The following is a 23,280-nucleotide window of genomic DNA, read 5'->3' as shown; positions in this document are numbered from 1 at the left end:
CTGACACCACTGACACCACCGGCACTACCGGCACCACTGACACCACCTGACGGAAAGGTGCACCACCATGGACATCCGCGCTCTCGGATACCTGCGCCTGGAGACCACCGACCTCGACGCCTGGCGTCGCTACGCGCTCGACGTCCTCGGCATGGCGCAGGCGCCCGGCACCACCGACGACACCCTCCTCCTGCGCGTCGACGACCGCGCGTACCGCATTGCCGTCCAGGCGGGCGAGAGCGACCGGCTGCTCGCGGCCGGCTGGGAGGTGGCCAACGCCGCCGCGCTCGCCACGGCCGCCGCCGAGCTGGAGGCGGCCGGCGTCGCCGTCAAGGCCGCGGACGACGCCGAACTCGCCGAGCGCCGCGTCCAGGGCCTGGTCCGCGTGACGGACCCCTGCGGCAACCCGCTGGAGATCTACTGGGGCCAGGCACAGGACCACACCCCGCTCGCCACCCCGTACGGCAACCGCTTCGTCACCGGCGACCTCGGCCTCGGCCACGTCGTGCTCCCGGTCCCCGACATCGAGGCCGCGCTCGACTTCTACGAGAACCTCCTCGGCTTCCAGCTCCGCGACTCCATGAAGCTCCCGCCGCAGGCCGTCCCGACGGCCGCGGAGCAGCGGGACTTCCACTGGATGCACTTCATGAGCCCCAACAGCCGCCACCACAGCCTGGGCCTCTACCCCGGCGCACTGCCCCCGGGCATCGTGCACTTCATGGTGGAGCTGGAGACCCTCGACGACGTGGGCCGAGGCCTCGACCGCACCAAGGCCGCGGGCATCCCCATCGCCTCCAGCCTCGGCCGCCACACCAACGACCGCATGGTGTCGTTCTACGCCCAGGCACCCGGCGGCTTCCAGGTCGAGTACGGCTGGGACGGCCTGATCGTCGACCCCGCCACCTGGGTCGCCAAGGAGATCACCGCCGACAGCTTCTGGGGCCACCAGTGGAACGGCTGATCGACCCCGCCGACTTCCGCGACGTCCTCGGCCGCTTCGCCAGCGGCATCACCGTCGTGGCCGCGCTCGACGCGGGCGAACCCGTGGGCTTCGCCTGCCAGTCCTTCGCCTCGCTCTCCCTCGACCCCCCGCTGGTCATGCTCGCCGTGGGCAAGTCGTCGAGCAGCTGGCCGAGGATCGAGCGGGCCGGCCGCTTCTGCGTCAACATCCTCGCCGAGGACCAACGGGACACCTGCGCCGCCCTCGGCCGCAGCGGAGCCGACAAGTTCGCCGACGTGCCCTGGAGTGTCGGCGAGCACGGGACGGTACGCGTCGACGGGGCCCTGGCCTTCGTCGAGTGCGTACTCCACTCCGTCCACGAGGCGGGCGACCACTCCCTGGTCACCGCCCAGGTGGTCGCGCTCGACGCCCGCGAGGACGGCCGGCCGCTGCTGTTCTTCCGCAGCCGCTACGCCGTCGGCGCCTTCTGATGCCCATCGACACGGAGCCCGCACCACCGCCCGCTGATCCCGCGGCCGGAGCCGCTCGGACACGACGAGGGAGAACCCGATGAACGACACCTGGGACCACACGTACGACGTGGTCGTGGTCGGCTCCGGCTCCGCCGGGATGGCCGCGGCCCTCACCGCCCGGCTGCGCGGCCTGACCGTCCTGGTGGTGGAGAAGACCGATGTGTACGGCGGCTCGACCGCCCTGTCCGGCGGCGCCATCTGGGTGCCGAACAACTTCCACCTGGACGCCGCCGGGCTCGGCGACACCCCAGAGAAGGCCCGCGCCTACCTCGACGCCACCGTCGGCGACCGGGTGCCCGCCGAGCGCAAGGACGCCTACCTCGCGTACGGACCGCGGATGGTCAGGGAGTTCCACGACCGCACCGCCGTACGGTTCGTCTACACCCCTGGCTACTCCGACTACTACCCGGAGCGGCTCGGCGGCTACCCGCAGGGCCGCTCCGTCGAACCCCGCATCTTCGACTTCAAGAGACTGGGTCCCGAGCAGCGCGCCACCATGCGCCGGGCGGGACTGCCCACGTACGGCCTCACCATCACCTCCAAGGACTTCCGCCGGCTCAACATGGTCGGCCGCACCTGGGCCGGCCGGCGGACCGCCGCCAGGGTCGGCGGCCGGGCGGTCAAGGCCCTGCTCTCCGGGCAGCGACTGCTCTCCCTCGGCGAGGCGCTGATCGCCCGCATGCGGCACTCGCTGGACGCCCTCGGCGGCGAACTGTGGCTGTCCACGCCGCTGACCGGCCTGGTGGAGAAGGACGGCCGGATCGCCGGGATCCGCGTCACCCGCGACGGCCGGGACCTCGCGATCCGGGCGACCGGCGGAGTGGTCCTCGCCTCCGGAGGCTTCTCGCACGACCAGCGCCTCCGGGAGAAGTACCTGCCGGCCCCCACCTCCACCGAGTGGAGCGCCGCCGCCGACGGACAGACCGGCGACGCCCTGGAGCTGGCCACGGCGCTCGGCGCCGGAACCGACCTGATGGACAAGGTGTGGGGCGCGCCGTCCGTCGTGGTCCCCGACGGCACGCCGTTCTTCCTCGTCGCCGACCGCGGCGTCCCCGGCATGGTGATCGTCGACGGGGCGGGGGACCGCTACGCCAACGAGGCAGCCCCGTACCACGAGTTCGTCGACGCCATGTACGCCCACGACAAGCCCGGCGCCACCACCGTGCCGTCCTGGCTGATCCTCGACGCCGCCGCCAAGTCCCGCTACCTCTTCATGGGCCTGCTCCCGGGCCGGCCGTTCCCCAAGCCGTGGCTGGAGAGCGGCTTCGTCAAGAAGGCCGCCACCGTCGAGGAACTGGCCGGGAGGATCGGCGTCCCCCCGGCGCGGCTGCGCGCCACGGTGGACCGCTTCAACGGCTTCGCCCGGGCCGGCCGCGACGAGGACTTCCACCGCGGCGACAGCGTCTACGACCGCTACTACGGCGACCCGACGCTCCCCAACCCCAACCTGGCGCCCCTGGAGAAGGGGCCGTTCCACGCGATCCCCGTGCACCCGGGCGACATCGGCACCAAGGGCGGCCTCGTCACCGACGCGACGGCCCGCGTGCTGCGCGAGGACGGAACACCGATCGACGGCCTGTACGCCTCCGGCAACGTCTCGGCGGCGGTCATGGGCGAGACCTACCCGGGCCCCGGCGCGACCATCGGCCCCGCCATGACCTTCAGCTGGCTCGCCGTCAACGACATCGCCCGCACCCGCGAGACCCGGGAAAGCCGCGGGACCCACGAGGCGCGCGAGACCCGGGAGCGCCGCTGATGGCCGCCGACCTCACCGGAAAGGTCGCGCTCGTCACCGGCGCGGCCCGCGGCATGGGCGAGGCCGAGGCCCGTCTCCTCGTCGCCCTCGGCGCGCGGGTCGTCCTCACCGACGTCCGCGAGGCCGAGGGCGAGGCGACGGCCGCATCCCTCGGCCCCGCCGCCCGCTTCGTACGCCACGACGTGACCGACGAGCGCTCCTGGACCACGGCCGTGACCGCCGCCGTCGACACCTTCGGCAGGCTCGACGTACTCGTCAACAACGCCGCGATCTACTCCACCTCACCCATCGTCGACGAGGACCCGGCCCGCCTGGAGGCACTCCTCCGCGTCAACCTGATCGGCCCGTTCCTCGGCATCCGCGCCGTGGCCGGCGCGATGCGGGCGAGCGGCGGCGGGTCCATCGTGAACATCTCCTCGCAGGCCGGACTCCAGGGCATCTGGGGACACGGCGCCTACGGAGCGGCGAAATGGGGACTGCGCGGGCTCACCAAGACCGCCGCTCTCGAACTCGGCCCGGACGGCATCCGCGTCAACTCCGTCCACCCCGGGGCCATCGCCACCGCGATGACCGCCCACCTCGACACGTCGGCGCACCCCGCCGCACCGCTCGGCCGCTTCGGGCAGCCCGACGAGGTCGCCCGCCTCGTCGCCTTCCTCGCCTCCGACGACGCCTCCTACCTCTCCGGCGCCGAACTCGCCGTGGACGGCGGGGCGTCGGCCGGCCGGATGCCGGCCCTGCCCCCGAAAGGACCGGACGCGTGACCGAGCCCGCCCCCGAGGTCCAGGCGCTCATCGACCTGGCCGACGCCCACTTCCCGCCGCTGGGCACGGAGATGACGGACATCACCGAGGTACGGGCCTTCTTCGCCGCCCGGCAGAAGCCCGTCGTCACACCGCTCCCCGTCGCCCACGTCGAGGACGCGGACGCCGACGGCGTACCCGTACGCGTCTACGACCCGGGCGTCCACGAGAACGCCCCCGTGATCCTGTACTGCCACGGCGGCGGCTTCGTCCTCTGCGACCTCGAAAGCCACGACGGTTTCTGCCGCGCCCTCGCCCGGGGCACGGGCGCGAGGGTCGTCGCGGTGGACTACCGCCGCGCTCCCGAGCACCCCTTCCCCGCCGCCCCCGAGGACGCCTACACGGCGCTGCTCTGGGCGGCCCGGACGTTCCCCGGCGGCCGGGTCGCCGTCGCGGGGGACAGCGCCGGCGGCAACCTCGCCACGGTCCTCGCCCTGCTCGCCCGCGACCGGGGCGGCCCCGGCATCGCCTGCCAGGCGCTGTACTACCCGATGCTCGACCCCACCCGCTCGCGGCCCTCGCACCGCGAGCACGGCCGGGGCCGCTTCCTCACCTCCGACCACCTGCGCTGGTACTGGGACGCGTACCTGCGCGAGCCCGCGGACCGTACCGACCCCCGCGCGGCCCCCCTGGCCGGCGCCGACCTGTCCGGGCTCCCGCCCGCCCAGGTCGTCACCGCCGGCTTCGACCCCCTGCGGGACGACGGTCTGGCGTACGCGGAGGCCCTGACCGCCGCCGGCGTGCCCGTGGCGGCCCACCACTACGCGGGGATGTTCCACGGCTTCCTCACCATGGCCGTCGACGGTCTGCCCGAGGCGGCCGAGGCCCGCGCGACGGCGTTCGGCTTCCTGCGCACCGCCCTCGACCGCACCGCCCTCGACCCGCACTGACCCCGCGCCACCACGTAACGACGGGCCCGACGGGCACGAGCGGACAGGCCCCGCCCCACCGGATCCGGTGGGGCGGGGCCTGTCGCCGTGTCCCGCGCGGTTCAGCGCGTCAGAAGGTCGAACCCCTTGTACCCGGAGTCCGCCACGCCCGCGATGATGTCCCCGTACACCCCGAACCCCCCGATGAACGGCATGAACACCCTCGGCTTCCCCGGGATGTTGGCTCCCAGGTACCAGGAGTCCGCCGCCGGGAACAGCGTGGCGGCCGCCCGGTCTCGGCACTCCCCGACCCACTTCTCCACGGCCTCCGCGCTCGCCTCGATGCCCCGGTAGCCGTACTCGTCGATGTGGCTCAGACACTCGGCGAGCCAGTCGCCGTGCTGCTCGGCGCACAGGACCACGTTGGCCATGACGGACGGGCTGCCGGGACCGGTGAGGTTGAACAGGTTCGGGAAACCGTCGGTCCCGAGGCCCAGATAGGTGCGGGGACCCTCGCTCCAGACGTCCTTGAGCCGCCGGCCGCCGCGTCCCCGGACGTCGATCCGGTCGATCGCCCCGGTCATCGCGTCGAAACCGGTCGCGAACACGATCGCGTCCAGCTCCACCCGCGTCCCGTCGGCCAGCAGCACCCCGCCGCCGTCGACCCGCTCGATCGCGTTCCCGCGCAGGCTCACGAGACGCACGTCGTCGCGGTTGAACGTCTCGTAGTAGTGCGAGTCGGTGACGATCCGCTTGGTGCCGATCGGATGGTCCGTGGGGACCAGCAGGTCGGCCGAGCCCGGGTCGTCGACGAGGGCGCGGACCTTCTCCTCCCAGAACGCGCGCGCCGCGTCGTTGGCCGCCCGGTCCGTGAGCTGGTCGGGGAACGTCTTCGAGTACAGGACCCCGCCCAGCTCCCAGCGCTCCTCGAAGGCAGCCCGCCGCTCCTCCTCGGACACCTCGAACGTCCGCGACGGATGCCCGGTGTGCGGCGAGCCGCCGCCGCTGAGCCGGGACAGCCGCCGTCGCTCGGCGTAGCCGGCCTTCTGCCGGCCGCGCGTCTCCTCGTCCAGCGGCGCGTTGCCGGCCGGGATGCTGTAGTTGGCACTGCGCTGGAAGACGGTCAGATGGGCCGCCTGCTCGGCGATCAGCGGGATCGCCTGGATGCCGGAGGAGCCGGTGCCGATCACACCGACGCGCAGACCGGTGAAGTCCACGCCCTCGTGCGGCCAGGCGCCGGTGTGGTACGTGGCGCCGCCGAACTCCGCGACCCCCGGGACGTCCGGCACGTGCGCACTGGAAAGGCAGCCGACGGCGTACACGCAGAACCGCGCCGAGACCACCTCGCCGCCGTCCGTGCGCACCGTCCAGCGCAGCGTCCTCTCGTCCAGCTCGGCCGAGGTCACCGAGGTCCCGAAGGTGTAGCTGCGGCGCAGGTCGAAGCGGTCGGCGACATGCCGCAGATAGCGCATGATCTCCGGCTGGGTGGCGTACTTCTCGCTCCAGTCCCACTGCTGCTGGAGCTCCTCGTCGAAGGAGTACGAGTAGTCCACGGACTCCACGTCGCAGCGGGCGCCCGGGTACCGGTTCCAGTACCAGACACCCCCCACGTCCTCCCCGCGCTCGAAGCCGCGCACACGGTAGCCGAGACCGCGCAGCTTGTGGACGGCGTACAGACCGGTGACGCCTGCTCCGACGACCACGATGTCGACGGAGTCGGTGATGCTGTCGTTCACGTGCGTACTCTCCTCATCCGGTGGATGCCGTGCGAAGGGTGGTGGTGCGGCGGCGCAGCGCCGCCTTGTCGACCTTTCCGGCGGCGTTGTGCGGAAGCTCCGGCAGGAAGTGGAAGGCCCGCGGCGCCTTGAAGTTGGCCAGGCGCTCCCGCGTGTACGCCGTCAGGTCCGCCGAGTCGATCCGGGCCCCCGCGGCCGGTACGCAGTAGGCGACGCCGACCTCCCCGAGCCGCCCGTCCGGCGCGCCCACGACCGCCGCGTCCAGGACGTGCGGATGGCCGCGCAGCACCTGTTCCACCTCGGCCGGGTACACGTTGAACCCGCCGACCACGAACATGTCCTTGAGCCGGTCGGTGATCCGCAGGAACCCGCGCTCGTCGAGGACGCCGACGTCCCCGGTGTGCAGCCAGCCCTCCGCGTCGACGGCCTCGGCGGTGGCCTCGGGGTCGTCGAGGTAGCCGTGCATGACGTGAGGGCCGCGCGTGAGGATCTCGCCGGGCTCCCCGGGCGGCGCGTCGACGCGCAGCTCCGTGCCCTCCAGGGCCGTTCCGGAGGTGCGGGCCAGGGTCTCCGGGGACTCGTGGGGCCGGCAGACGGCGACCACACCCGTCGACTCGGTCAGTCCGTACGCGGTGCTGACGTTCCGCGCGCCGAGGTCCGTCCTGATCCGCTCGATGAGCGCGGTCGGGATGTTCGCGGCGCCCGTGACGGCCATCCGCATCGACGTCAGGTCGTACTCCGCGCGCCGGGGATGGTGGATGAGCGAGGTGAAGACGGTGGGCGCGCCGGTGAGGACGGAGATCCGCTCGTCGCGCATGCGGCCGAGGACGGTGTCCTCGTCGAAGACCCGCTCGGGGACGATCGTGGCTCCGCGCAGCAGGCAGGCGAGAACCCCCGCCTTGTAACCGAAGGTGTGGAAGAACGGGTTCACCAGGAGATGGCGGTCACCGCGCCGGAGCGTGACCGCTCGGGCCCACGCCTCGTACACGCCCAGGTTCTGCGCGTGGGTGGCGGGGACGCCCTTGGGCCGGCCGGTCGTGCCGGAGGTGAAGAGGATGTCGGCGGTGTCCGTGGGCCGGACGGCGGCGCTCCGGGCCAGCCGCTCCTTCCCTGTCACCCGGTCCGCGCCCGCCAGGAACCGGTCCCACTCCGCGGAGTGCAGGGTCACGGTCCCTTCGAGCAGCGGAAGTTCCTCCCCGGACGCCGCGAGGACGGCGCGGTAGTCCGTACCGAGGAAGTCGTGCTCGGTGAAGAGGAACCGGGCGCGGGAGCGACGCAGGATGTCGGCGGCCTCGGCCGCCTTGTAGCGGGTGTTCACCGGGACGAGCACCCCGCCGGCCGCCACCGCGCCCAGCGCGGCCACCACCCACCGGGCGCTGTTGGGTGCCCACACGGCGACGGAGTCGCCGGGCCGCACCCCCCGCGCGATCACCGCGCGGGCCACCCGGTCGACCCGGTCCCGCAGCTCCGTGAAGGTCCAGCGGTCCTCGTCGAAGACGAGGGCCTCCTCGTCCCCGTACGTCTCAGCGGCCCGGTCCGCGAGTCGGGCGACCGTCTGCGCGCCTGTCATGATCCGTCACGTCCTCCCTGCCGCCCGGCCCCTCGTCGGGGTCGCGGGCCCGGAACCACAGCGGTCCGGAGCCTGGCAGGGAGAGGCGGCCCGGCGCAGGAGCCAGTTCCCGCTCACCGGGAAGGTGACGGAGGATCTTCCGTCCGGCGCGCGCGGGTGATGCGGGGGAGGCCCCGGTCTCAGGCGTCGGCGAGCAGCGCCGCGATCGCGTCGAAGCCGCGGCGCCGCGCGTGCCGAAGGGCCGTGACACCGTCCGCGTCCGCGAGTTCCGGGTCGGCGCCGGCGGCCAGGAGGAGTTCGACGACCTCCTGGTGCGGGCGGCCGCCGTCCCCGAGGATGACGGCCTCCAGCAGCGCCGTCCAGCCGAGGTCGTTGACGTGGTCGACGTCGATCCCGGTCTCCCGCAGCACCGCCCGGACGTAGGCGACGTGGCCGCGCTCGCTCGCGGGGATCAGCGAGACCCCACCGAAACGGTTGCGCAGGGTCAGGTCGGGGCCCGCGGGCAGCAGGGCGCGCATCATCGCGACGTTCCCGGTCACGCCGGTGACGAGCCACGGGCTGTCGTGGCGGCGGTCCTGGGCGTTCGGGTCGGCCCCGGCCGCGACCAGCACACGGGCGGCATCGACATGGCTCCCGAGCGAGGCGAGCAGCAGCGGGGAGCGCAGCTCCTCGTCACGGGCCTCGACCCGGGCCCCCGCGTCCAGGGCGGCCCGGACCTCGTCGGCGTCGCCCCGGCGGGCGGCCGCCAGCAGGCGGCTGTCGCGGTCACGCATGTCGTTCCTCCATGTCCGTACGCGAAGACCGGCGGCACCCGGACGGGGGGCCGGGTGCCGCCGGAGTCACAAGGGGGGCTTACTTGCCGAGGGTGGCGACGCCGGCCTGGGCGAACTTCTCGTCGAGGTCGCCGGAGGGGGCGCCGGCGACGCCGATGCCGGCGATGGGGGCGCCCTTGGCGGTGACGGGGGCGCCGCCGCCGAGGAAGAGGGTGCCGGGGATGTCCTTGAGGTTGGGGGCCTGGGCGAGGCGCTTGGCGAGTTCGGAGGTGGGGGCGTTCCAGGAGACCGCGGTGTAGGCCTTCTTGACGGCGGATTCGTAGGACTGGGGTCCCGCGCCGTCGCCGCGGAGGGTGACAAGGGTGTTGCCGTTGCGGTCGACGACGGCGACGGAGACGCGCTGGTTCTCCTTCTCGGCGGCGTCCAGGGTGGCCTGCGCGGCCTTCGTGGCGGCCTCGATCGTCAGGTGCGTCGACCGGGTCGTGTTCTTGTTCTTCGCGTCGGCCTTGGCGACGGCCGCGGCGGGGGCGGCCGCCGGGGTGGCGGCGTTGGCGGAGACCGCGCCGAAGGTACCTGCGGCCAGCGCGGTGGCGGCGATCGTACCGGTCAGGACACGGGTGCGCAGGGACAGCTTCTTCACGATCGTCAGCTCCTTGGGATGCGACCCCTGGGGGTCTTGGAATGTGCCCCCTGGGGGGACTCGGGAAGCTCTGCGTTCCCGCTCCGACATCCATCCTGGTGCCGCCCCGGGCCTCGGACGGTCGACCTACGGGCTGCCTCCGGCGCCCCCTGCGGTGGACCCCGGGGTCAACCGATCGGACGATACGGAATGGATCTTTCCGGCTAGCCTGGCCTTGGAGGAGCGGTCGGCGGCAAGGAGCGAAGCAGTGCGGACGAACGAACGGTCACCCCTCGACACGGAGGCGGCCGACCCCGACGCCGGCTGGCTCGCCACCGTGATGCACGTGGCGTTCTTCGTCCTCCTGTGCTCCTCCCTGACCCGCTACCTGATCGTCCACCCCGGCGCCCCCAGCACCCCCTGGGTCGTCGTCCTCGCCGTCGTCCTCGCCCTGCTGTACGTGCTGGGCCCGGTCCTGGGGCCCCAGCGGTCCGCCGCCTCCGGCACGCTCACCGGGGCCCCCGCGCTCTGGCTGACCGGTGTGATCGGTACCTGGCTCACCCTGGTGGTGCTGGCACCGAGCTTCGGCTGGTGCGCTGTGCCCCTCTTCTACACGGGCCTGCGCTCCCTGCGTACCCGGCCGGCGGTCATCCTCGTCGCGCTGCTGACCGCCGCGGTCGTGGCCGCCCAGGTCAAGCTGCGCCTGCGCTTCGGCTTCGATCCCAACCTGATGTTCGCCCCACCGGCCGTCGCCGCCGTCGCCACGGCGGTGTTCATCTACTCCCAGCGGCAGGCCGACCGGCTCCGGACCGTCATCACCGACCTCGTCCGCACCCGCCGGGAACTGGCCGCGACCGAGCGCCGCGAGGGCACCCTCGCCGAGCGCCAGCGGCTCTCCATGGAGATCCACGACACCCTCGCGCAGGGCCTGTCCAGCCAGCAGATGCTCCTCCAGGCCGCGGACCGCCTCTGGGACGACGACCCCGTGGCCGCCAGGCGTCACATCCGTACCGCCGCCTCCATCGCCGAGCACAACCTGACCGAGGCCCGCCGCTTCGTCCACGACCTCGCCCCGGCCGACCTCGCCGACGGCGGCGGCCTCGAAGAGGCGCTGCGCGCCCTCGCCGAACGGGAGAGCTCCGACACCCTCCGGGTCCGCTTCCACCAGGACGGCACCCCCACGGCCCCGCTCCCCGAACGCGTCCAGTCGGCCCTGGTGCGCATCGCGCAGGGCGCCCTCGCCAACATCCGCGAACACGCCGACGCCACCACCGCCGCCCTCACCCTGACCTACCTCGACGACCACGTCGTCCTGGACGTCGCCGACGACGGCCGGGGCTTCACCCCCACCGACCGGCCCGGCGGCGTACGCGGCCACGGCCTGCCCGCCATGCGCGCCCGACTCCAGCAGCTCGGCGGCACCCTCGCCATCGAGTCGACCCCCGGCGAAGGCACCGTGCTCTCCGCGGCCGTCCCCCTCCCGTCATGACCCTCACCGCATGACGGCGCGAGGGTCCTTCACGGGTGCGTCGACGCTGTTGCTCCGCATGGTCTTCCGTATCCACTGCGCGTAGGCGGGTGCGCTGGAGTAGAGCCCCGGTCCCTCCGAGCACGGCACGTTCGGGGCGCCGGGGCCCGAGGTGACCCCGACGAGCTCCCAGCGTCCGTCCCGGCCCTTTCGGATCTGGGGGCCGCCGGAGTCGCCGTGGCATGCCATGGCCTTGGGCTTGGTGCTGATCGTGCACAGCCGGGTCGCGTCCGCGTAGCCGGGAGCGCACTCGGACACGGCGCCCAGGCGGGTGTCCAGCTCCTGGAGCCGGTCCGGGAAGGCGAGCTCGCCGTCGACGGTGCTGCCGAAGCCGAGGAGCCGGGTCGGCGTGCCCGGTCGCCCCGCCTTCTCGGCGATCCTGACGGGCTGCTGGGCGACCGGCCGGTCGAGGCGGATCAGCGCCATGTCGTCCTTGTTGGCGGCCTTGCCCTCGCCGTTCACATAGCCCGGGTGGACGAAGATCCGGTCGATCTCACGGACCGTGCCCCCGGTCTTGCGCCGGTCGCTGCCGACCCGGACGACGCCCTCCAGCTCAAGGCCCTCGCCCGTCACGCAGTGGGCCGCTGTCAGCACCCACTGCCGCTCGATCAGCGACGCGCCGCAGTTCCCGTCGAAGAGACCGTACTTCGGAGCCGACTCCGGGATCGTCACCATGAACGGGTAGCGCTCGGTGGCATCGCTTCCGTTGACGATCGCCCCGGCACTCCCCGCCATGAGCGTGGTGCAGGCGACAGCGGCGAGAGTACCGAGGGCGGCGATGCGGACCGTGCGACGACGAGACGACTTCAGGCTGAACACGAAGAGTTCCTTCTGCTCGGAGATGCGTACGTGCTCAGCCTTCTCGCCGAAGATCCATCAGGCCACGGTGGCAGCAGGCGTACTCACGGTCCGGGCACCCGGCCCGCAGGCGGTAGGGATATCCCCCGCAGGTCGGCCCCCTCACGGCACTACCGCCACCTCGAACCAGACCGTCTTGCCGTCACCCCGTCGGACGCACCCCCAAGCCGCGGAGAGCCGTTCCAGCAGGTACAGCCCGTGTCCGGAGGCGCGGGCCGCGTGGTGCGGCCCGTGGGGCCGGGGCCGTACCGGACTCGTGTCGCTGACCTGCACCCACAGCCGGCCGTTCATGCGGTCGAGGCGGAGCTCGTACGGGACGCCGCCATGGGTGGAGGCATTGGTGACGACCTCCGAGACCAGCAGCAGGGTGTCCTCGGTGGCGACCTGTCCGGGCGCGCCCGCCGGGCCGAACCACTCGATCAGAGCCTGCTGGGTGAGGTCACGACAGGTCCGCGCCACCCCGCCGCTCTGCGTCAGCTCGTAGCGGCGGGTGCAGGTGGTCGCACACTGTGTGTCCCGGCCGTTCATACACTGCCGCTGCCCCGGCCCCTCACGTCGAACCGCTCGACGCGGAGTCTTCTGTCGTCGGGGCGTCCGACCGGCCCCGGCCCGACCCGTCGTCGAGGGCGGCGCCCCGGTCCTCGTACACCCGGAAGATCTTCCTCGCCCCGGTGATCTCGAACATGCGGTCCACCGAAGGCCGCAGCCCCGCGAGGTCCACGCGCCCGCCCCGGGGCAGCATCCGCAGCCGCGCCTTCAGGAGGACGTTCAGGCCGGTCGAGTCGCAGAACCGCAGTCCCGAGCAGTCGACGACGACCCGTGCCGCCCCGCGGTGCTCCGTGAGCGCGGTCCGCAGGGGAGCCACCGTGTCGTGGTCGAGCTCGCCGTTCAGTATCAGGACGACGGTGCCGGGGTGTCCGCCAGGCCGGGTCTCCAGGAGGAAACGGCGGCTTCCGGTCCCCGTGGGCTCACCCATCACCTCGCACCTGCCTTCCTTCGACGGGGGCGCGACGAGCTCGACGTGGACGCGTTCCGCCGTCGGCGGCCTCGTCCCCTCAGCCTGCCGCTGCCCCCTGCGCGGCCGCGCATGCGCGTGGGGGCGGCGGCGCTTGAGCGGGGCGCACCCGGGTAGCCGCAGAGCGCGAGAGGACGTGAGTGCGCCATGGTGGCCTTCGGACTGGTGAATATGGGCCTCGCCTCGGACGAGTGGGGTACGCGTGTCGTGCCCGTCGACACACGGAGCGGGGTGCCCGTCGAACTGCCGGAGGGAGCGGTGGTCGCCGTGGCCCTCACCTTCCGCGTGGAGGCAGCCGTCGACGGACTGGCCTTCGAGGAGACCCGGCGGTTCGACGGAGGCGTCGTCGAGACCACGCGTACCGTGCTCGGCGGATTCAGAGCGGGCGGACCCTATGAGGTCAGGCTGCCTCCCGAGCGACTGCCGATCGGGCGTGCGAGCCACGGTATGTACGAGGTGACGGGCCGGTTCGTCGACGCGGTGGGGCACGAACACGCGCGGGAGGTCCACCGCTTCCGCATCGTCCCTTCGGAGAAATGGGTATAAGAAGGGCTAAAGGTGCGAAGAGGCTGAAGGTGGGTGGGTCCATGAGGGACGAGGAGCCGGCGCCGTCGGCCGGCGGGGGCGAGCCGCCGCGTGACCGGTTCACGGTGGAGGTCCGGCCGGTGCCGGACGCGGACACCGACGTCCTGGTGCTCGCCGGAGAGCTCGACCGCGACACGGTGGCTCCGCTGCGGAGGGCGGTGGAGGAGTGCATCGGGGCAGGGAGGATCGTCGTCGACTGCTCGGCCCTGGACTTCTGCGACTCCTCCGGGCTGAACGCGCTCCTGAGGGCGCGGCTGCGGGCACAGGAGGCCGGCGGGAGGCTGGAGCTCGCGGGGCTGCGACCGCCGGTGGACCGGACGTTCGAGATCACCGGGGCCCGGGTGGTCTTCCGGGTGTACGGGACGGTGGGCGAGGCGCTCGCCGAGAGCGGCGGTGAAGGCGGCGGGACGCATGGCCGAGAGCGGTGACGGTCGCCGGAGCCAGGTTCGCAGGCTGGTACTGCACGGGACCCGGGGTGTGGTGTCGCGCTGCCGGGACTTCACCGCCGAGGCGCTGACCGACTGGGGATGGCTTCCGGCGGAGACGGCGGAAGAGCGCGAGCGGGCGGAGGACGTCCTGCTGCTCGTGTCGGAGGTCGTCACCAATGCCTGCCTGCACGCGGGCGGCCCCCAGGAGCTCGTCCTGCGCCACGCGGCCGGTCGGCTGCGGGTGGAGGTGGCCGACGCCAGCCCCGTGCACCCTCGCCTGCGGGTCGCGCGGTCGCCCGGGCTGCCCGGCGGGCACGGGCTGATGGTGCTGGACCGGCTGGCCGGTGCCTGGGGCAGTGAGGACAAGGCGTCGGGCGACGGCGCGGGCAAGGTGGTGTGGCTGGAGGTCAGCCGCCCGTCCCCTCCGCCGTGGGGCCGTCGTCGAGCAGACCCGTCCTGAGGTCGCCGAGGATGCGGGTGAGCAGGCGCGAGACGTGCATCTGGGAGAGGCCGACACGCAGACCGATCTCCGTCTGGGTGAGTTCCTCGCCGAAGCGCAGCTCCAGGATGCGCCGGTCGCGGGCGTCGAGGCGGGCGAGCAGCGGCCGCAGGGCGGTCAGGGACTCGATCAGCTCGTAGGGAGAGTCGTCCGAGGCCAGTCGCCGGGCGCTCGCGCCGGGGGCGGGGTCCTCGTCACCCGCCGGGGCGTCCAGCGAGCGGGCCGCGTAGCCGTGGGCCGCGAGCTGTCCCTCGGCGACGTCCTCCTCCGTGACGTGCAGCCGCGCGGCCAGCTCGGCCCGGGTGGGGCGGCGGCCGAGGCGCTGTTCCAGGATGTCGGCGGCCTTCGCCAGTTCGATGCGGAGTTCCTGGAGGCGGCGGGGGACCCGTACGGCCCAGCTGGTGTCCCGGAAGAAGCGCTTCATCTCCCCGACGATCGTGGGGAGGGCGAAGGCGGAGAAGTCGACGGCGCGGTCGGGGTCGAAGCGGTTGATCGCCTTGATCAGGCCGATCGTGCCGACCTGGACGATGTCCTCAGCGGGCTCCACGCGGTTCCTGAAGCGCCGTGCGGCGAACTTGACCAGGCTGAGGTTGAGCTCGACCAGGGTGTTCCGGACGTACGCGTACTCCGGTGTGCCCTCGTCCAGCTCCTGCAACCGGCGGAACAGGGCGACCGAGAGGGTGCGCGCGTCGTCCGTCGAGGCGCCGGTGGGGTCGACGGGCTCGGGGAGCCCGCCCAGCGCCGCCCGGCGGAGCGACGCCCCTGATGCAGAGGCGCGCGACGAAGCGGGTGAAGAGGCGCGGGCGGTGGGCGGACGGGCTCTGGCGGTGGACATGAGAAGTCCTTCGACGGGTGGCGGTGGGCCTGCCGCCACGGCCGCAAGGGAGCGGCGGGGGGTCCGTCGGTCGAGCATCTGAGGTAAGGATGCCCACTATCAGGCGGTTTGACACTGTTTCTCGAGGAAGCCCGCTCACTGCGTGGGACGGGCCCCTGCTACGTGGTGGCGGCGCCGTCGTGCGGCAGTACGTCCAGCAGTCCCAGCAGGTACAGGAAGGCCGTCGCCATCGGGGCACCGTCGGTCTCCTCCCGGACCCGCGCCCAGTCGACCCGCTCCCGCAGCCCGCGCGCCACCGGCAGCAGGGGCCCGAAGTCGCAGTGGTGCTCGGAGAGCGCGAGCAGGCGGCAGATCATCAGGTCGCTCGGGGCGAGCACCGGCATGTGGACGGAGTCCACGGGAAGCGTCTGGGCCCGGGCCAGCAGCTCGGTGGTCACCGGCCGGCCGGCGAGGGCGAAGATCAGGTCGATCTCCTCGCCGCCCGCGCGGGCCTTGACGAGCCAGTCCTCGGGCGGGTCCACGATCTGTACGCCGTGTTCCCGCAGGGACCGGGTGACGAGCTCGGCGTCCTCCCGCCGTACCGCGAAGTCCGTGTCGTGCTGGAGCGGGACCGGGATGCCGTGCGCGTAGGCGGCGACACCGCCGACGAGGGCGAAGGGGAGCCCCGAAGCCTTCAGGACGGCCCCGACCTCCTTCGTCGTCTCCAGGATCGCCTGCGTGTGGTCCGCGGGCAGGGCGGCGGCGGCCGAGCCGCTTTCGTCCGTCGCCCGCGGCGCGTTGCCCGCGCCCCGCCGATCCCCGTCGCCCCCGGGGGGACCGTGGCCGACGGACGCGGTGGCCTGCCGGGCGACCGGGCCGGACTCCGCCGCGTCGTCGGCCCGGTCGGGGAACGGGCCTTCTGTGAGGTTCATGGCCTGCTCCTGTCTCGTCGTCGGCGGGCGGGACCTGCGTCTACCCCGCCCGGCTGCCGTCATCCGCACCGCGCCGCGCCGCCCCCGGGTCCTGCCCGCCCCCGGCAGCGCGGTCAGTGACTCGGCGCGGCCGGGGTCCGGAGCGCGCTCGCGCCCCGCGACCAGGCCTCCGTCAGCCGCTCGCCGAGCCGTTCCTCGACGAGACGTGTCGCGGCGATGCCGAAGGCCACGTCCGGGGCGAGCTCCGGCTCGTCGTCGAGGAGTCCGGCCACCACCTCCCGGCGTACCAGCTGCTCGTGGACGGCGTCGGCCTCCACGTGCTCGTCGAAGTACCGCTCGGCGGCGGGACCGGCCCCCGTACGGCGCATGACCTCCGCGAGCCGGGCGGCGGCAGGCGGCGAGGTCGTCTCCAGAAGGGCGAAGTGCCCCACGAGAGCCCCGCGCAGTCGACGGTGCAGACCGAACAGCGACATCACGTTCGAGGCCGCCAGCAGCTCGGCTCCGGCCGCGTCCACGTACCGTCCGTACGACGGGTCGAGACCGAGGTCGGCCATCAGATCCGCGTAGAGCCGCGCGTGCATCCGCTCCGCCCGGCCGCAGCCGTACTCGTCGTACTCGATCGCCACCATGGCGGCCTTGGCGCGCCCGCGCAGCCGGGGGACGACCCACAGGTGCGGATCGGCCTCCCGGAGCTGATGCACGGAGCGCAGCGCCGCGTACTCGCGCACCTGCCACAGCTGCCCTCGGGCCAGGAGGAAACGGGAGACGCCCGTCCCGCCGACCGGCTCCACGAGGACGTCGGCCAGCGCCTCCTCCACGTCCGGGCGGTGCCGGCAGTCGTGCCGCAGCGCGCTCTCGAAGCGGTGCTCCGCCAGGGCCCGCACCCTGAGGAGGTCCGGGTCCCATTCGAGGGTGTCCGGGACCCTCGCGAAGCCCTGGTAATGCAGCTCGTAGCAGAGGTGCAGGGCGAGTTGGAGGTCCTCGCCGTACGGCGAGGCGCGCGCGACGTCCGACTCGCGGGGCAGCCGCCCCGGGCCGCCGAGGAGCCGGTCCCGGATGCCCCGCGACACCTCGCCGCGGGCCTCGGGAAGCTCGGGTCTCGTCGCCACGGCGTGGTGGATGACGGTCATGACGGTCCCGACTCCTCGGCCGGGCCGGAGGCCGCCGCGTCCGTGGCGTTGCTCCGTGCCGCGCGCGTCGCGCGGGGGCGCGAGCGGTGGCTCGTGTCGCAGAACGGTGCGCGGAGCGTCCGCCGGCACGTGCAGAGGGCCACCACGGGCCGCTCGCAGAGGATCACGGACCCGTCGGGCAGGACGATCTCCGCAGGCCCCTCGACGAGCAGCGGCCCTTCGGCGACGGGCGTCACCCGAGGGATCTTCCGGTCCCGGGAAGCCGACATCACACACCACCGATCGGATCCGCCTGCGCTGACACCGCGCGACTGCCCGGCCCCACGGCCCCCATGCGCGGACCGGCCACGGCCGGGGACGCGACCGACGGCCTGCACGCGCGGATCACCACGAGCTCTTCCGTGAGGGTCCCCGGAGAGATCAGTCCCCGGGCCGCGAACCACCCCTGCCGGGCCGACATCACCGGGCCGAAAGGCCGCGTACGGCGCTCGACGACCCGGGCCGTCAGCCCGCCGCGCCGGAGCGCGTCCAGGGTGGCCGCGATGCCGGAGAGCGACGACTGCACGAGCAGCAGCGTTCCGGACGACGCCAGCAGGTGCGGCGCCCGCGCGCAGACCCGGTCGAGGAGGAGCCGGCCGTCGTGTCCGGCGTCCCAGCTCCGCCGCGCTCCCCGGGCGGGCGCCTCCGCGTCCTCGCAGGGCACGTAGGGCGGATTCACCGTGATCACGTCGAAGCGCTCACGGTCCACCGGCCCGTCCAGGTCGCCCCGCAGGGCGCGGACCCGGCAGCGGTGCAGCAGCGCGTTGAGCCGTACGGTGACGATCGACGTCCGGGAGATGTCGACGGCGGTGGCGCGTGCGCCCCGCCGCGCGGCGACGAGGGCGAGGACGCCGGTGCCGGTGCACAGGTCGAGCGACCGGACGCCGGGCCGGAGTTCCTCGCGGCGGAGGTGCGCAAGGAGGAGACGGGTGTCGGCCTGCGGCGCGTACACACCGGGGAGCCGGAACAGCCGCGACGCGGTACGCCGGGAGGCCATCGTCATCGGCTTCCCACGGTCGCGGCGGCCAGCGCGTCCACCACCGCGCTGTACCGGCCGTGCCGGCGGAACACGGCACGCTGCCGGGACGCGCCACCGCCTTCCGCACGGATCCGCGCCCACCGCTCGCGGGCCCAGTCCGAGTCCCCGGCCGCGTCGAGACCGGGCCGGGCGAAGTCGATCAGCGTGTCCAGGAGTTCCACCGCGGGGCGCTCCCGGCCGTCCACCGGGTCAAGGCCGATGCCCCGGATGCCGTGCACAGCCGCGAGCCGATGGGCCCTCAGCAGGGTCGGGCCGGGGATGCGCGGCGGCCGCTCGGCCGCGTCCACCCGGGGAAGCAGGGTGTCGGCGAGCCCGCGGATCAGGATGGCGAGCAGCACCACCGTGTCGATCTCCGCGTTGACGTCCGCCACCCGCACCTCCAGCGTGGGAACGTGCTCCGAGGGCCTGGCGTGCCAGTACACCATCCGGTTGTCGATGAGCGTCCCGTCCTTGACGAGCCCCGCGACATGGGCGAGGTACTGGGCCTCGTCGAGGACGGGGGTGGGTCCCACCGTGGGCCACCTCGCGTGCTCGACGGAACGCCAGCTCTCGTAGCCGGTGTCCTGGCTGTGCGCGTAGGGGGAGTTGCCGGCGAGCGCCTGGACGACCGGCAGCCACGGCCGCATGTGCAGCGCGAGCGCGAGAGCCCGCTCGCGGTCCAGCGTCCCGACGTGGACGTGACATCCGCAGACGAGCCCGTCGTCGCGAGGGACCCCGTCCTCGCTCGTGATCAGACGGGGGAAGCGCCGGGCCATCAGACGGTACCGCGCGGTGTCCGTCACGGTGAGCGGCTCTTCCGGAGGCAGGACGGGCGTGCCGCAGGCGACGGGCGCGCACCGCGCGTCCCGCGCGACCGCGCCCACGACCCCGCGCAGCCAGAGGAGTTCCTCGCGCAGGTCGTCGCGGGAGGCGGTCGGCCCGGTGCAGATCTCGATCTGCGCGTTGAACAACTCGGCCTGTACCTGCCCGCCGAGCTCGCGAGCCGCCTGTCGGATCACCTCGGGAGCCCGGTTCACCGGCGCCCGCGTCACACGGTCGACCAGCACGAACTCTTCCTCGACACCCATGGTCAGGCTCTTCATGGCGGGCTCCTAACCTCGCCACGCGAGTACCCGGCCCATGCCCCGCCATGCCCCGCCGACAGCCCGGCGGCGCTCACACGACGGGGTTCGGACGGGCTCCGAAGGGAGGGCGTCAACCGCCGCGTCAGCCGCGGACGAGCTCACGCACATGCTCCACGCTGCCGCAGTCCGAGGCGAGTTGCCTCGCGCGCTCCTCCTGGAACGCGATGCCCAGCTCGGTCCTCCGGCCCTCGGGAACGCTCTCCCTGGCCTCGTTGAGGACCGTCCGCTCCTCCTCGTCCATGTGATGCGAGACCGCCTCGACCAGCTTCGCCAGCCGCGTGTCCCACGCGTCGGAGCCGACGTCGTCCACTTCGAGCAGCGCGAGCAGCGCCTTGGTCCCGTCGGCGTGCTCCTCCTCGCCGTGCTCCACCTCCTCGGTGTCGACGCCTCCGAAGCGTTTGAGCGCCCCGTAGACCTCGGCCTCCTCGGCCTCGCTGTGCGCCACGAGCAGTGCGGAGAACTCGTTCAGGGCCGCGGCGCGGTCCTCGGCGTTGCTCCGCATCCGGCGGAAGAGGCCCTCCATGGTGCGGTGGTCATCGATGATCACCGCGACGACGTCCTGATCCTGTGTCCTGTCGGCCTTGGCAGTCATGGCTCTCCGTGTACCCGCGCGATTGATCGGCATTCGTGGGGGTACACGCCGGTCCTCACCCCGCAGAGAGGAAACCGTCATGCCCCGTGGATCGAGCCCCAAGAGGGAACGCCAGTACGAGCACATCAAGGAAAGCGCGGAGCAGCGCGGCGAGAGCACCGAGCGGGCCAAGGAGATCGCCGCCCGCACGGTGAACAAGGAACGTGCGCGCTCCGGCGAGTCGCGCACCGCGAGCAAGACGTCCCTCCAGGACATGTCGTCCTCGAAGCGGGGCGGACAGCGCTCGCACAGCGGCTCGCAGGGCCCCACCTACGACCAGCTGTACGAAGAGGCCAAGCGCCGCAACCTCCACGGCCGGTCGTCCATGAACAAGTCCGAACTGAAGAAGAAGCTCGGGCACTGACCGAGGCACGGTCTTCAGCCGGTCGGCGCCGCGCACACCTCGAGCGGCGTCGAAGGCGGGCCGCCGACTGCGCGCGAACGTTCCGGGTAGACGCCTGACGGTCGACCGCGGAGAGGAGCAGGTCATGCGCGCGACCGAAAGCTCGTACTGGATGGATTCGGCCCCGCCCCGCCACGGGTTCCCCCCGCTGGAGGGCGACCTCGCCGCCGACGTGGTCGTCGTCGGCGCCGGCATCGTCGGACTGTGCACCGCACGCGAGCTGAACCGCGCCGGGCGCGACGTGGTGGTGCTGGAGGCCGGCCGGATCGCGGCCGGGGTGACCGGGCACACCACCGGCAAACTGACCTCCCTGCACGGGCTGTGCTACGACCGTCTGAGCCGGCGCCAGGGCCAGAACGCGGCCACGCTGTACGCCGAGGCCCAGGAGGAGGCCCTGCGGCAGGTGACGCGGATCTGCGGGGAGCTGGGGATCGACGCGCACCTGGAGACCCGCCCGGCCTACACGTACACCCGCGACATCGAGCGGGTGGAGGAGATCCACGCCGAGGCGGCCGCCGCCTCAGCCGCCGGCCTGCGGGCCGCCGTGGTCACCGACACGGGACTCCCGTACCCGGTCGCGGCCGCCGTCCGCGTCGAGGACCAGCTCCAGTTCCATCCGCGCCGCTTCCTCCTCGGCGTGGTGGACGACCTCGTCGCCCACGGCGTCCGCCTCCACGAGAGCACCCGCGTCACGGACCTCCGGGAGGGAGCCGACTGCCGCCTCACCCTGGAGGGCGGAGGGACGGTGCATGCCCGTGACGTCGTCCAGGCCACCCAGTTCCCGCTCCGGTGCCACACCACCCTGCTCATGCGGCTCTCCCTGAGCCGCGAGTTCGTCGTCGCCGCCCCGGTCGAGGAGCGGCGTGCCCCGTACGGCATGTACGTGACCTCCGACCACGGGACCCGGTCGGTGCGCACCGCCCCGCTGGACCAGGGACGGCGCCTGCTGATCGTCGCGGGAGAGACCTTCGAACCCGGCAGCGAGGGCGCGGGCGACCGGCTCGAACGCCTGGAGGAGTGGGCGCGCGCCCGGCTCCCCGGCTTCGCCGACGCGCCCGACGTCCACCGATGGGCCGCCGAGGACGTCCACACGGTGGACGGCATGCCCTGCGTCGGTCACGAACACCCCGACACCCAGCACGTCTACGTCGCCACCGGATTCGGCGGCTGGGGACTGAGCAACGGGATCGCCGCGGCCCGGCTGCTCACCGCGCACCTGACCGGCGCGCCGCGTCCGGCCTGGACGGAGCTCTTCGACCCGCGGCGCCGGCTGCCCGTCCGAGAGGTGCCCGAAGTGGTACGGCGGCAGGCCGCCGTCGCCGGTCACTACCTGTCCGGCAGGCGGACCGGCCGACGCTGTACGCACATGGGCTGCGAGCTGGGTTTCAACGAGGCGGAGCGGACCTGGGAGTGCCCCTGCCACGGCTCGCGCTTCGCCGCGGACGGCAGGGTGCTCCAGGGCCCGGCCACCCGCCCGCTGGAGGACTGAGTCCGCACGCGTCGAGCCGAGGAGGACGTCATGACCGCGACGACAGGACCCCGGCGGAGTGGGAAGACACGGCTGGAGGGACGACGATGAACACCGACGAGGGTGAATACCGGATCGCCAGGTTCAGAGACCGGCTCGCACGCGGCGACGTGGCCGAACTCGGTGTGCGCGTCGAGATGCGGGGCACCTCCGTCCTCCTGACGGGCACACTCCCGTCGGCCGGCCGCCGTGACGAGATCCTCCGGATCGCGGCAACGGAGCTGGGCGGCATTCCGCTGCACTCGGACCTCCTGATCGCCTGCGCGGACCCGCCCGACCGACCCGAGGAGCTGTCGTGACGCGCGACGGCGGGACGAACGGCGCCGTCGTCCGGGTGGCGGCGGTGGGGGACATCCACCTGAGCCCCGACTGCCGAGGCCTGCTCCGCCCCTCCTTCGCGACCCTGCCGCTCTGCGCGGACGTCCTCCTCCTCGCCGGCGACCTCACGCGCCACGGCACGGTCCCCGAGGCGGAGGTCGTCGCCGAGGAGGTACGGGACCTCGGCGTCCCCGTGGTCGCCGTCCTCGGCAACCACGACTACCACTCCGAGCAGGAGGCCGACGTCGCCCGTGTCCTCGGCGACGCCGGGGTCACGGTCCTGGAGGGCGACAGGGTGCTCCTGCCGATCGGGGGCGGAAAGGTCGGCATCGCCGGGGCGAAGGGCTTCTGCGGAGGTTTCGCGGGAAGCAGCGCCGGCGAGTTCGGCGAACGCGAGATGAAGGACTTCGTCCGTGCCGCCCGCCGCGAAGCGGACGGCCTGTACCGGGCGCTGAGCGGCATGGACGCCGAAGGCTGCGGGGCCAGGATCGCCCTCACGCACTTCGCGCCGGTGCCCGACACGCTCGCGGGCGAACCGGTGGAGATCTATCCCTTCCTGGGCAGCTACCTCCTCGCCGAGGCCATCGACGAGGCGGGCGCCGACCTCGCGGTCCACGGCCACGCCCATCTGGGGACCGAGCACGGCATGACGGCGGGCGGGGTACGCGTCCGCAACGTGGCGCAACCCGTCATCGGCAAGGCCTTCGCCCTCTACCACCTGCCGCTCGTCCCGACTCCGGTCCATCCGACGCCGGGGGAGCCGCCGGCCGAGCCCGCCTCCCGGTGACGTGACCTGAGACGCGGAGACGC

Annotated in this window: 27 protein-coding genes; 13 read left to right on the top strand and 14 right to left on the bottom strand. The window is 73.2% G+C overall.

Translation table 11 applies throughout. The features are described from left to right. Positions 1-67: 67 nt before the first annotated feature. From SGA01_RS07005 to SGA01_RS06985, 5 genes are all read left to right on the top strand, one after another. Entirely contained in the window at positions 68-961 is an 894-nt protein-coding gene (locus SGA01_RS07005; protein WP_141294395.1) for a VOC family protein, read from the top strand. Next, complete coding sequence (locus SGA01_RS07000) at positions 949-1,431, top strand: flavin reductase family protein (protein ID WP_079037227.1); 483 nt, start codon at positions 949-951, stop codon at positions 1,429-1,431. Before SGA01_RS07005 ends, SGA01_RS07000 begins: the two co-directional genes overlap by 13 nt. Positions 1,432-1,510: 79 nt before the next feature. Beyond that, positions 1,511-3,229: an FAD-dependent oxidoreductase gene (locus SGA01_RS06995; RefSeq protein ID WP_141294393.1), complete on the top strand. Its 1,719-nt coding sequence runs from the start codon at positions 1,511-1,513 to the stop codon at positions 3,227-3,229. Then, a complete protein-coding gene (locus SGA01_RS06990; RefSeq protein ID WP_141294391.1) occupies positions 3,229-3,993 on the top strand; it encodes a glucose 1-dehydrogenase in 765 nt (254 codons plus the stop codon). Before SGA01_RS06995 ends, SGA01_RS06990 begins: the two co-directional genes overlap by 1 nt. Then, complete coding sequence (locus SGA01_RS06985) at positions 3,990-4,922, top strand: alpha/beta hydrolase (RefSeq protein ID WP_229918266.1); 933 nt, start codon at positions 3,990-3,992, stop codon at positions 4,920-4,922. Before SGA01_RS06990 ends, SGA01_RS06985 begins: the two co-directional genes overlap by 4 nt. A 101-nt stretch (positions 4,923-5,023) precedes the next feature. On the opposite strand, the gene SGA01_RS06980 is transcribed toward SGA01_RS06985, so the two are convergent. From SGA01_RS06980 to SGA01_RS06965, 4 genes are all read right to left on the bottom strand, one after another. Further along, the gene (locus SGA01_RS06980; RefSeq protein ID WP_141294389.1) at positions 5,024-6,637 is read right to left on the bottom strand and encodes a flavin-containing monooxygenase; all 1,614 of its coding nucleotides are present in this window, start codon (positions 6,635-6,637) and stop codon (positions 5,024-5,026) included. 13 nt (positions 6,638-6,650) lie between these two features. Continuing rightward, positions 6,651-8,207, bottom strand: coding sequence for a FadD3 family acyl-CoA ligase (locus tag SGA01_RS06975; protein WP_141294387.1), 1,557 nt, complete (start codon positions 8,205-8,207; stop codon positions 6,651-6,653). A 179-nt stretch (positions 8,208-8,386) separates the two neighbouring features. Then, positions 8,387-8,980, bottom strand: coding sequence for an ankyrin repeat domain-containing protein (locus SGA01_RS06970; RefSeq protein ID WP_141294385.1), 594 nt, complete (start codon positions 8,978-8,980; stop codon positions 8,387-8,389). Positions 8,981-9,059: 79 nt separating this feature from the next. Then, positions 9,060-9,620 (bottom strand): GlcG/HbpS family heme-binding protein, encoded by a 561-nt coding sequence (locus SGA01_RS06965; protein ID WP_141294383.1) that lies wholly within the window; start codon positions 9,618-9,620, stop codon positions 9,060-9,062. 319 nt (positions 9,621-9,939) lie between these two features. On the opposite strand from SGA01_RS06965, the gene SGA01_RS06960 reads away from it, so the two are divergent. Further along, entirely contained in the window at positions 9,940-11,088 is a 1,149-nt protein-coding gene (locus SGA01_RS06960; protein WP_141294745.1) for a sensor histidine kinase, read from the top strand. 3 nt (positions 11,089-11,091) lie between these two features. On the opposite strand, the gene SGA01_RS06955 is transcribed toward SGA01_RS06960, so the two are convergent. The 3 genes from SGA01_RS06955 to SGA01_RS06945 all read right to left on the bottom strand — a co-directional run bounded on the left by SGA01_RS06955 (position 11,092) and on the right by SGA01_RS06945 (position 12,961). Beyond that, positions 11,092-11,946: a S1 family peptidase gene (locus SGA01_RS06955; RefSeq protein ID WP_141294381.1), complete on the bottom strand. Its 855-nt coding sequence runs from the start codon at positions 11,944-11,946 to the stop codon at positions 11,092-11,094. A gap of 141 nt (positions 11,947-12,087) precedes the next feature. Further along, on the bottom strand, positions 12,088-12,513 hold the full coding sequence (locus tag SGA01_RS06950; RefSeq protein ID WP_141294379.1) for an ATP-binding protein: 426 nt from the start codon (positions 12,511-12,513) through the stop codon (positions 12,088-12,090). Between the two features lie 22 nt (positions 12,514-12,535). Further along, positions 12,536-12,961 (bottom strand): STAS domain-containing protein, encoded by a 426-nt coding sequence (locus tag SGA01_RS06945; protein ID WP_141294377.1) that lies wholly within the window; start codon positions 12,959-12,961, stop codon positions 12,536-12,538. Positions 12,962-13,147: 186 nt separating this feature from the next. Between SGA01_RS06945 and SGA01_RS06940 the strand changes: the two genes are divergently transcribed. Genes SGA01_RS06940 through SGA01_RS06930 form a run of 3 tightly spaced genes read left to right on the top strand, consistent with a single transcriptional unit; the run spans position 13,148 to position 14,473 of the window. Beyond that, positions 13,148-13,546: a rho GDP-dissociation inhibitor gene (locus SGA01_RS06940; RefSeq protein ID WP_141294375.1), complete on the top strand. Its 399-nt coding sequence runs from the start codon at positions 13,148-13,150 to the stop codon at positions 13,544-13,546. A gap of 41 nt (positions 13,547-13,587) precedes the next feature. Further along, the gene (locus tag SGA01_RS06935) at positions 13,588-14,013 is read left to right on the top strand and encodes an STAS domain-containing protein (RefSeq protein ID WP_141294373.1); all 426 of its coding nucleotides are present in this window, start codon (positions 13,588-13,590) and stop codon (positions 14,011-14,013) included. Next, on the top strand, positions 13,997-14,473 hold the full coding sequence (locus tag SGA01_RS06930) for an ATP-binding protein (protein ID WP_141294371.1): 477 nt from the start codon (positions 13,997-13,999) through the stop codon (positions 14,471-14,473). Before SGA01_RS06935 ends, SGA01_RS06930 begins: the two co-directional genes overlap by 17 nt. On the opposite strand, the gene SGA01_RS06925 is transcribed toward SGA01_RS06930, so the two are convergent. From SGA01_RS06925 to SGA01_RS06895, 7 genes are all read right to left on the bottom strand, one after another. Continuing rightward, positions 14,421-15,425, bottom strand: coding sequence for a SigB/SigF/SigG family RNA polymerase sigma factor (locus tag SGA01_RS06925; RefSeq protein ID WP_371866006.1), 1,005 nt, complete (start codon positions 15,423-15,425; stop codon positions 14,421-14,423). The two genes, SGA01_RS06930 and SGA01_RS06925, sit on opposite strands and share 53 nt — an antisense overlap. Before the next feature lie 80 nt (positions 15,426-15,505). Further along, positions 15,506-16,258, bottom strand: coding sequence for a nucleotidyltransferase family protein (locus SGA01_RS06920; protein WP_141294367.1), 753 nt, complete (start codon positions 16,256-16,258; stop codon positions 15,506-15,508). A 113-nt stretch (positions 16,259-16,371) separates the two neighbouring features. Continuing rightward, positions 16,372-17,388 carry an iron-containing redox enzyme family protein gene (locus SGA01_RS06915; protein WP_141294365.1) on the bottom strand — a complete coding sequence of 339 codons (1,017 nt, stop codon included), beginning with the start codon at positions 17,386-17,388 and terminating at the stop codon, positions 16,372-16,374. Then, complete coding sequence (locus SGA01_RS06910) at positions 17,385-17,624, bottom strand: CDGSH iron-sulfur domain-containing protein (protein WP_308699043.1); 240 nt, start codon at positions 17,622-17,624, stop codon at positions 17,385-17,387. The genes SGA01_RS06915 and SGA01_RS06910 overlap by 4 nt, the downstream gene beginning before the upstream one ends. A gap of 32 nt (positions 17,625-17,656) precedes the next feature. Next, positions 17,657-18,430, bottom strand: a complete 774-nt coding sequence (locus tag SGA01_RS06905) for a HemK2/MTQ2 family protein methyltransferase (RefSeq protein ID WP_141294361.1) — start codon at positions 18,428-18,430, stop codon at positions 17,657-17,659. Beyond that, positions 18,427-19,548, bottom strand: a complete 1,122-nt coding sequence (locus tag SGA01_RS06900) for a carboxylate-amine ligase (RefSeq protein ID WP_141294359.1) — start codon at positions 19,546-19,548, stop codon at positions 18,427-18,429. The genes SGA01_RS06905 and SGA01_RS06900 overlap by 4 nt, the downstream gene beginning before the upstream one ends. A gap of 124 nt (positions 19,549-19,672) precedes the next feature. Next, complete coding sequence (locus tag SGA01_RS06895) at positions 19,673-20,182, bottom strand: hemerythrin domain-containing protein (protein ID WP_141294357.1); 510 nt, start codon at positions 20,180-20,182, stop codon at positions 19,673-19,675. Positions 20,183-20,261: 79 nt separating this feature from the next. Between SGA01_RS06895 and SGA01_RS06890 the strand changes: the two genes are divergently transcribed. The 4 genes from SGA01_RS06890 to SGA01_RS06875 all read left to right on the top strand — a co-directional run bounded on the left by SGA01_RS06890 (position 20,262) and on the right by SGA01_RS06875 (position 23,257). Then, positions 20,262-20,585 carry a plasmid stabilization protein gene (locus tag SGA01_RS06890; protein ID WP_141294355.1) on the top strand — a complete coding sequence of 108 codons (324 nt, stop codon included), beginning with the start codon at positions 20,262-20,264 and terminating at the stop codon, positions 20,583-20,585. 124 nt (positions 20,586-20,709) lie between these two features. Beyond that, positions 20,710-22,113, top strand: coding sequence for an FAD-dependent oxidoreductase (locus tag SGA01_RS06885; RefSeq protein ID WP_141294353.1), 1,404 nt, complete (start codon positions 20,710-20,712; stop codon positions 22,111-22,113). Between the two features lie 86 nt (positions 22,114-22,199). Further along, entirely contained in the window at positions 22,200-22,451 is a 252-nt protein-coding gene (locus tag SGA01_RS06880; RefSeq protein ID WP_141294351.1) for a hypothetical protein, read from the top strand. After that, a complete protein-coding gene (locus tag SGA01_RS06875; RefSeq protein ID WP_141294349.1) occupies positions 22,448-23,257 on the top strand; it encodes a metallophosphoesterase family protein in 810 nt (269 codons plus the stop codon). The genes SGA01_RS06880 and SGA01_RS06875 overlap by 4 nt, the downstream gene beginning before the upstream one ends. The last annotated feature ends 23 nt before the right edge of the window (positions 23,258-23,280 follow it).

The organism is Streptomyces gardneri, assembly GCF_006539185.1.
GTDB classification, from domain to species: domain Bacteria; phylum Actinomycetota; class Actinomycetes; order Streptomycetales; family Streptomycetaceae; genus Streptomyces; species Streptomyces gardneri.
Note: the sequence above shows the minus strand (reverse complement) of the source record. Positions and strands in the feature narration are given on the sequence as shown.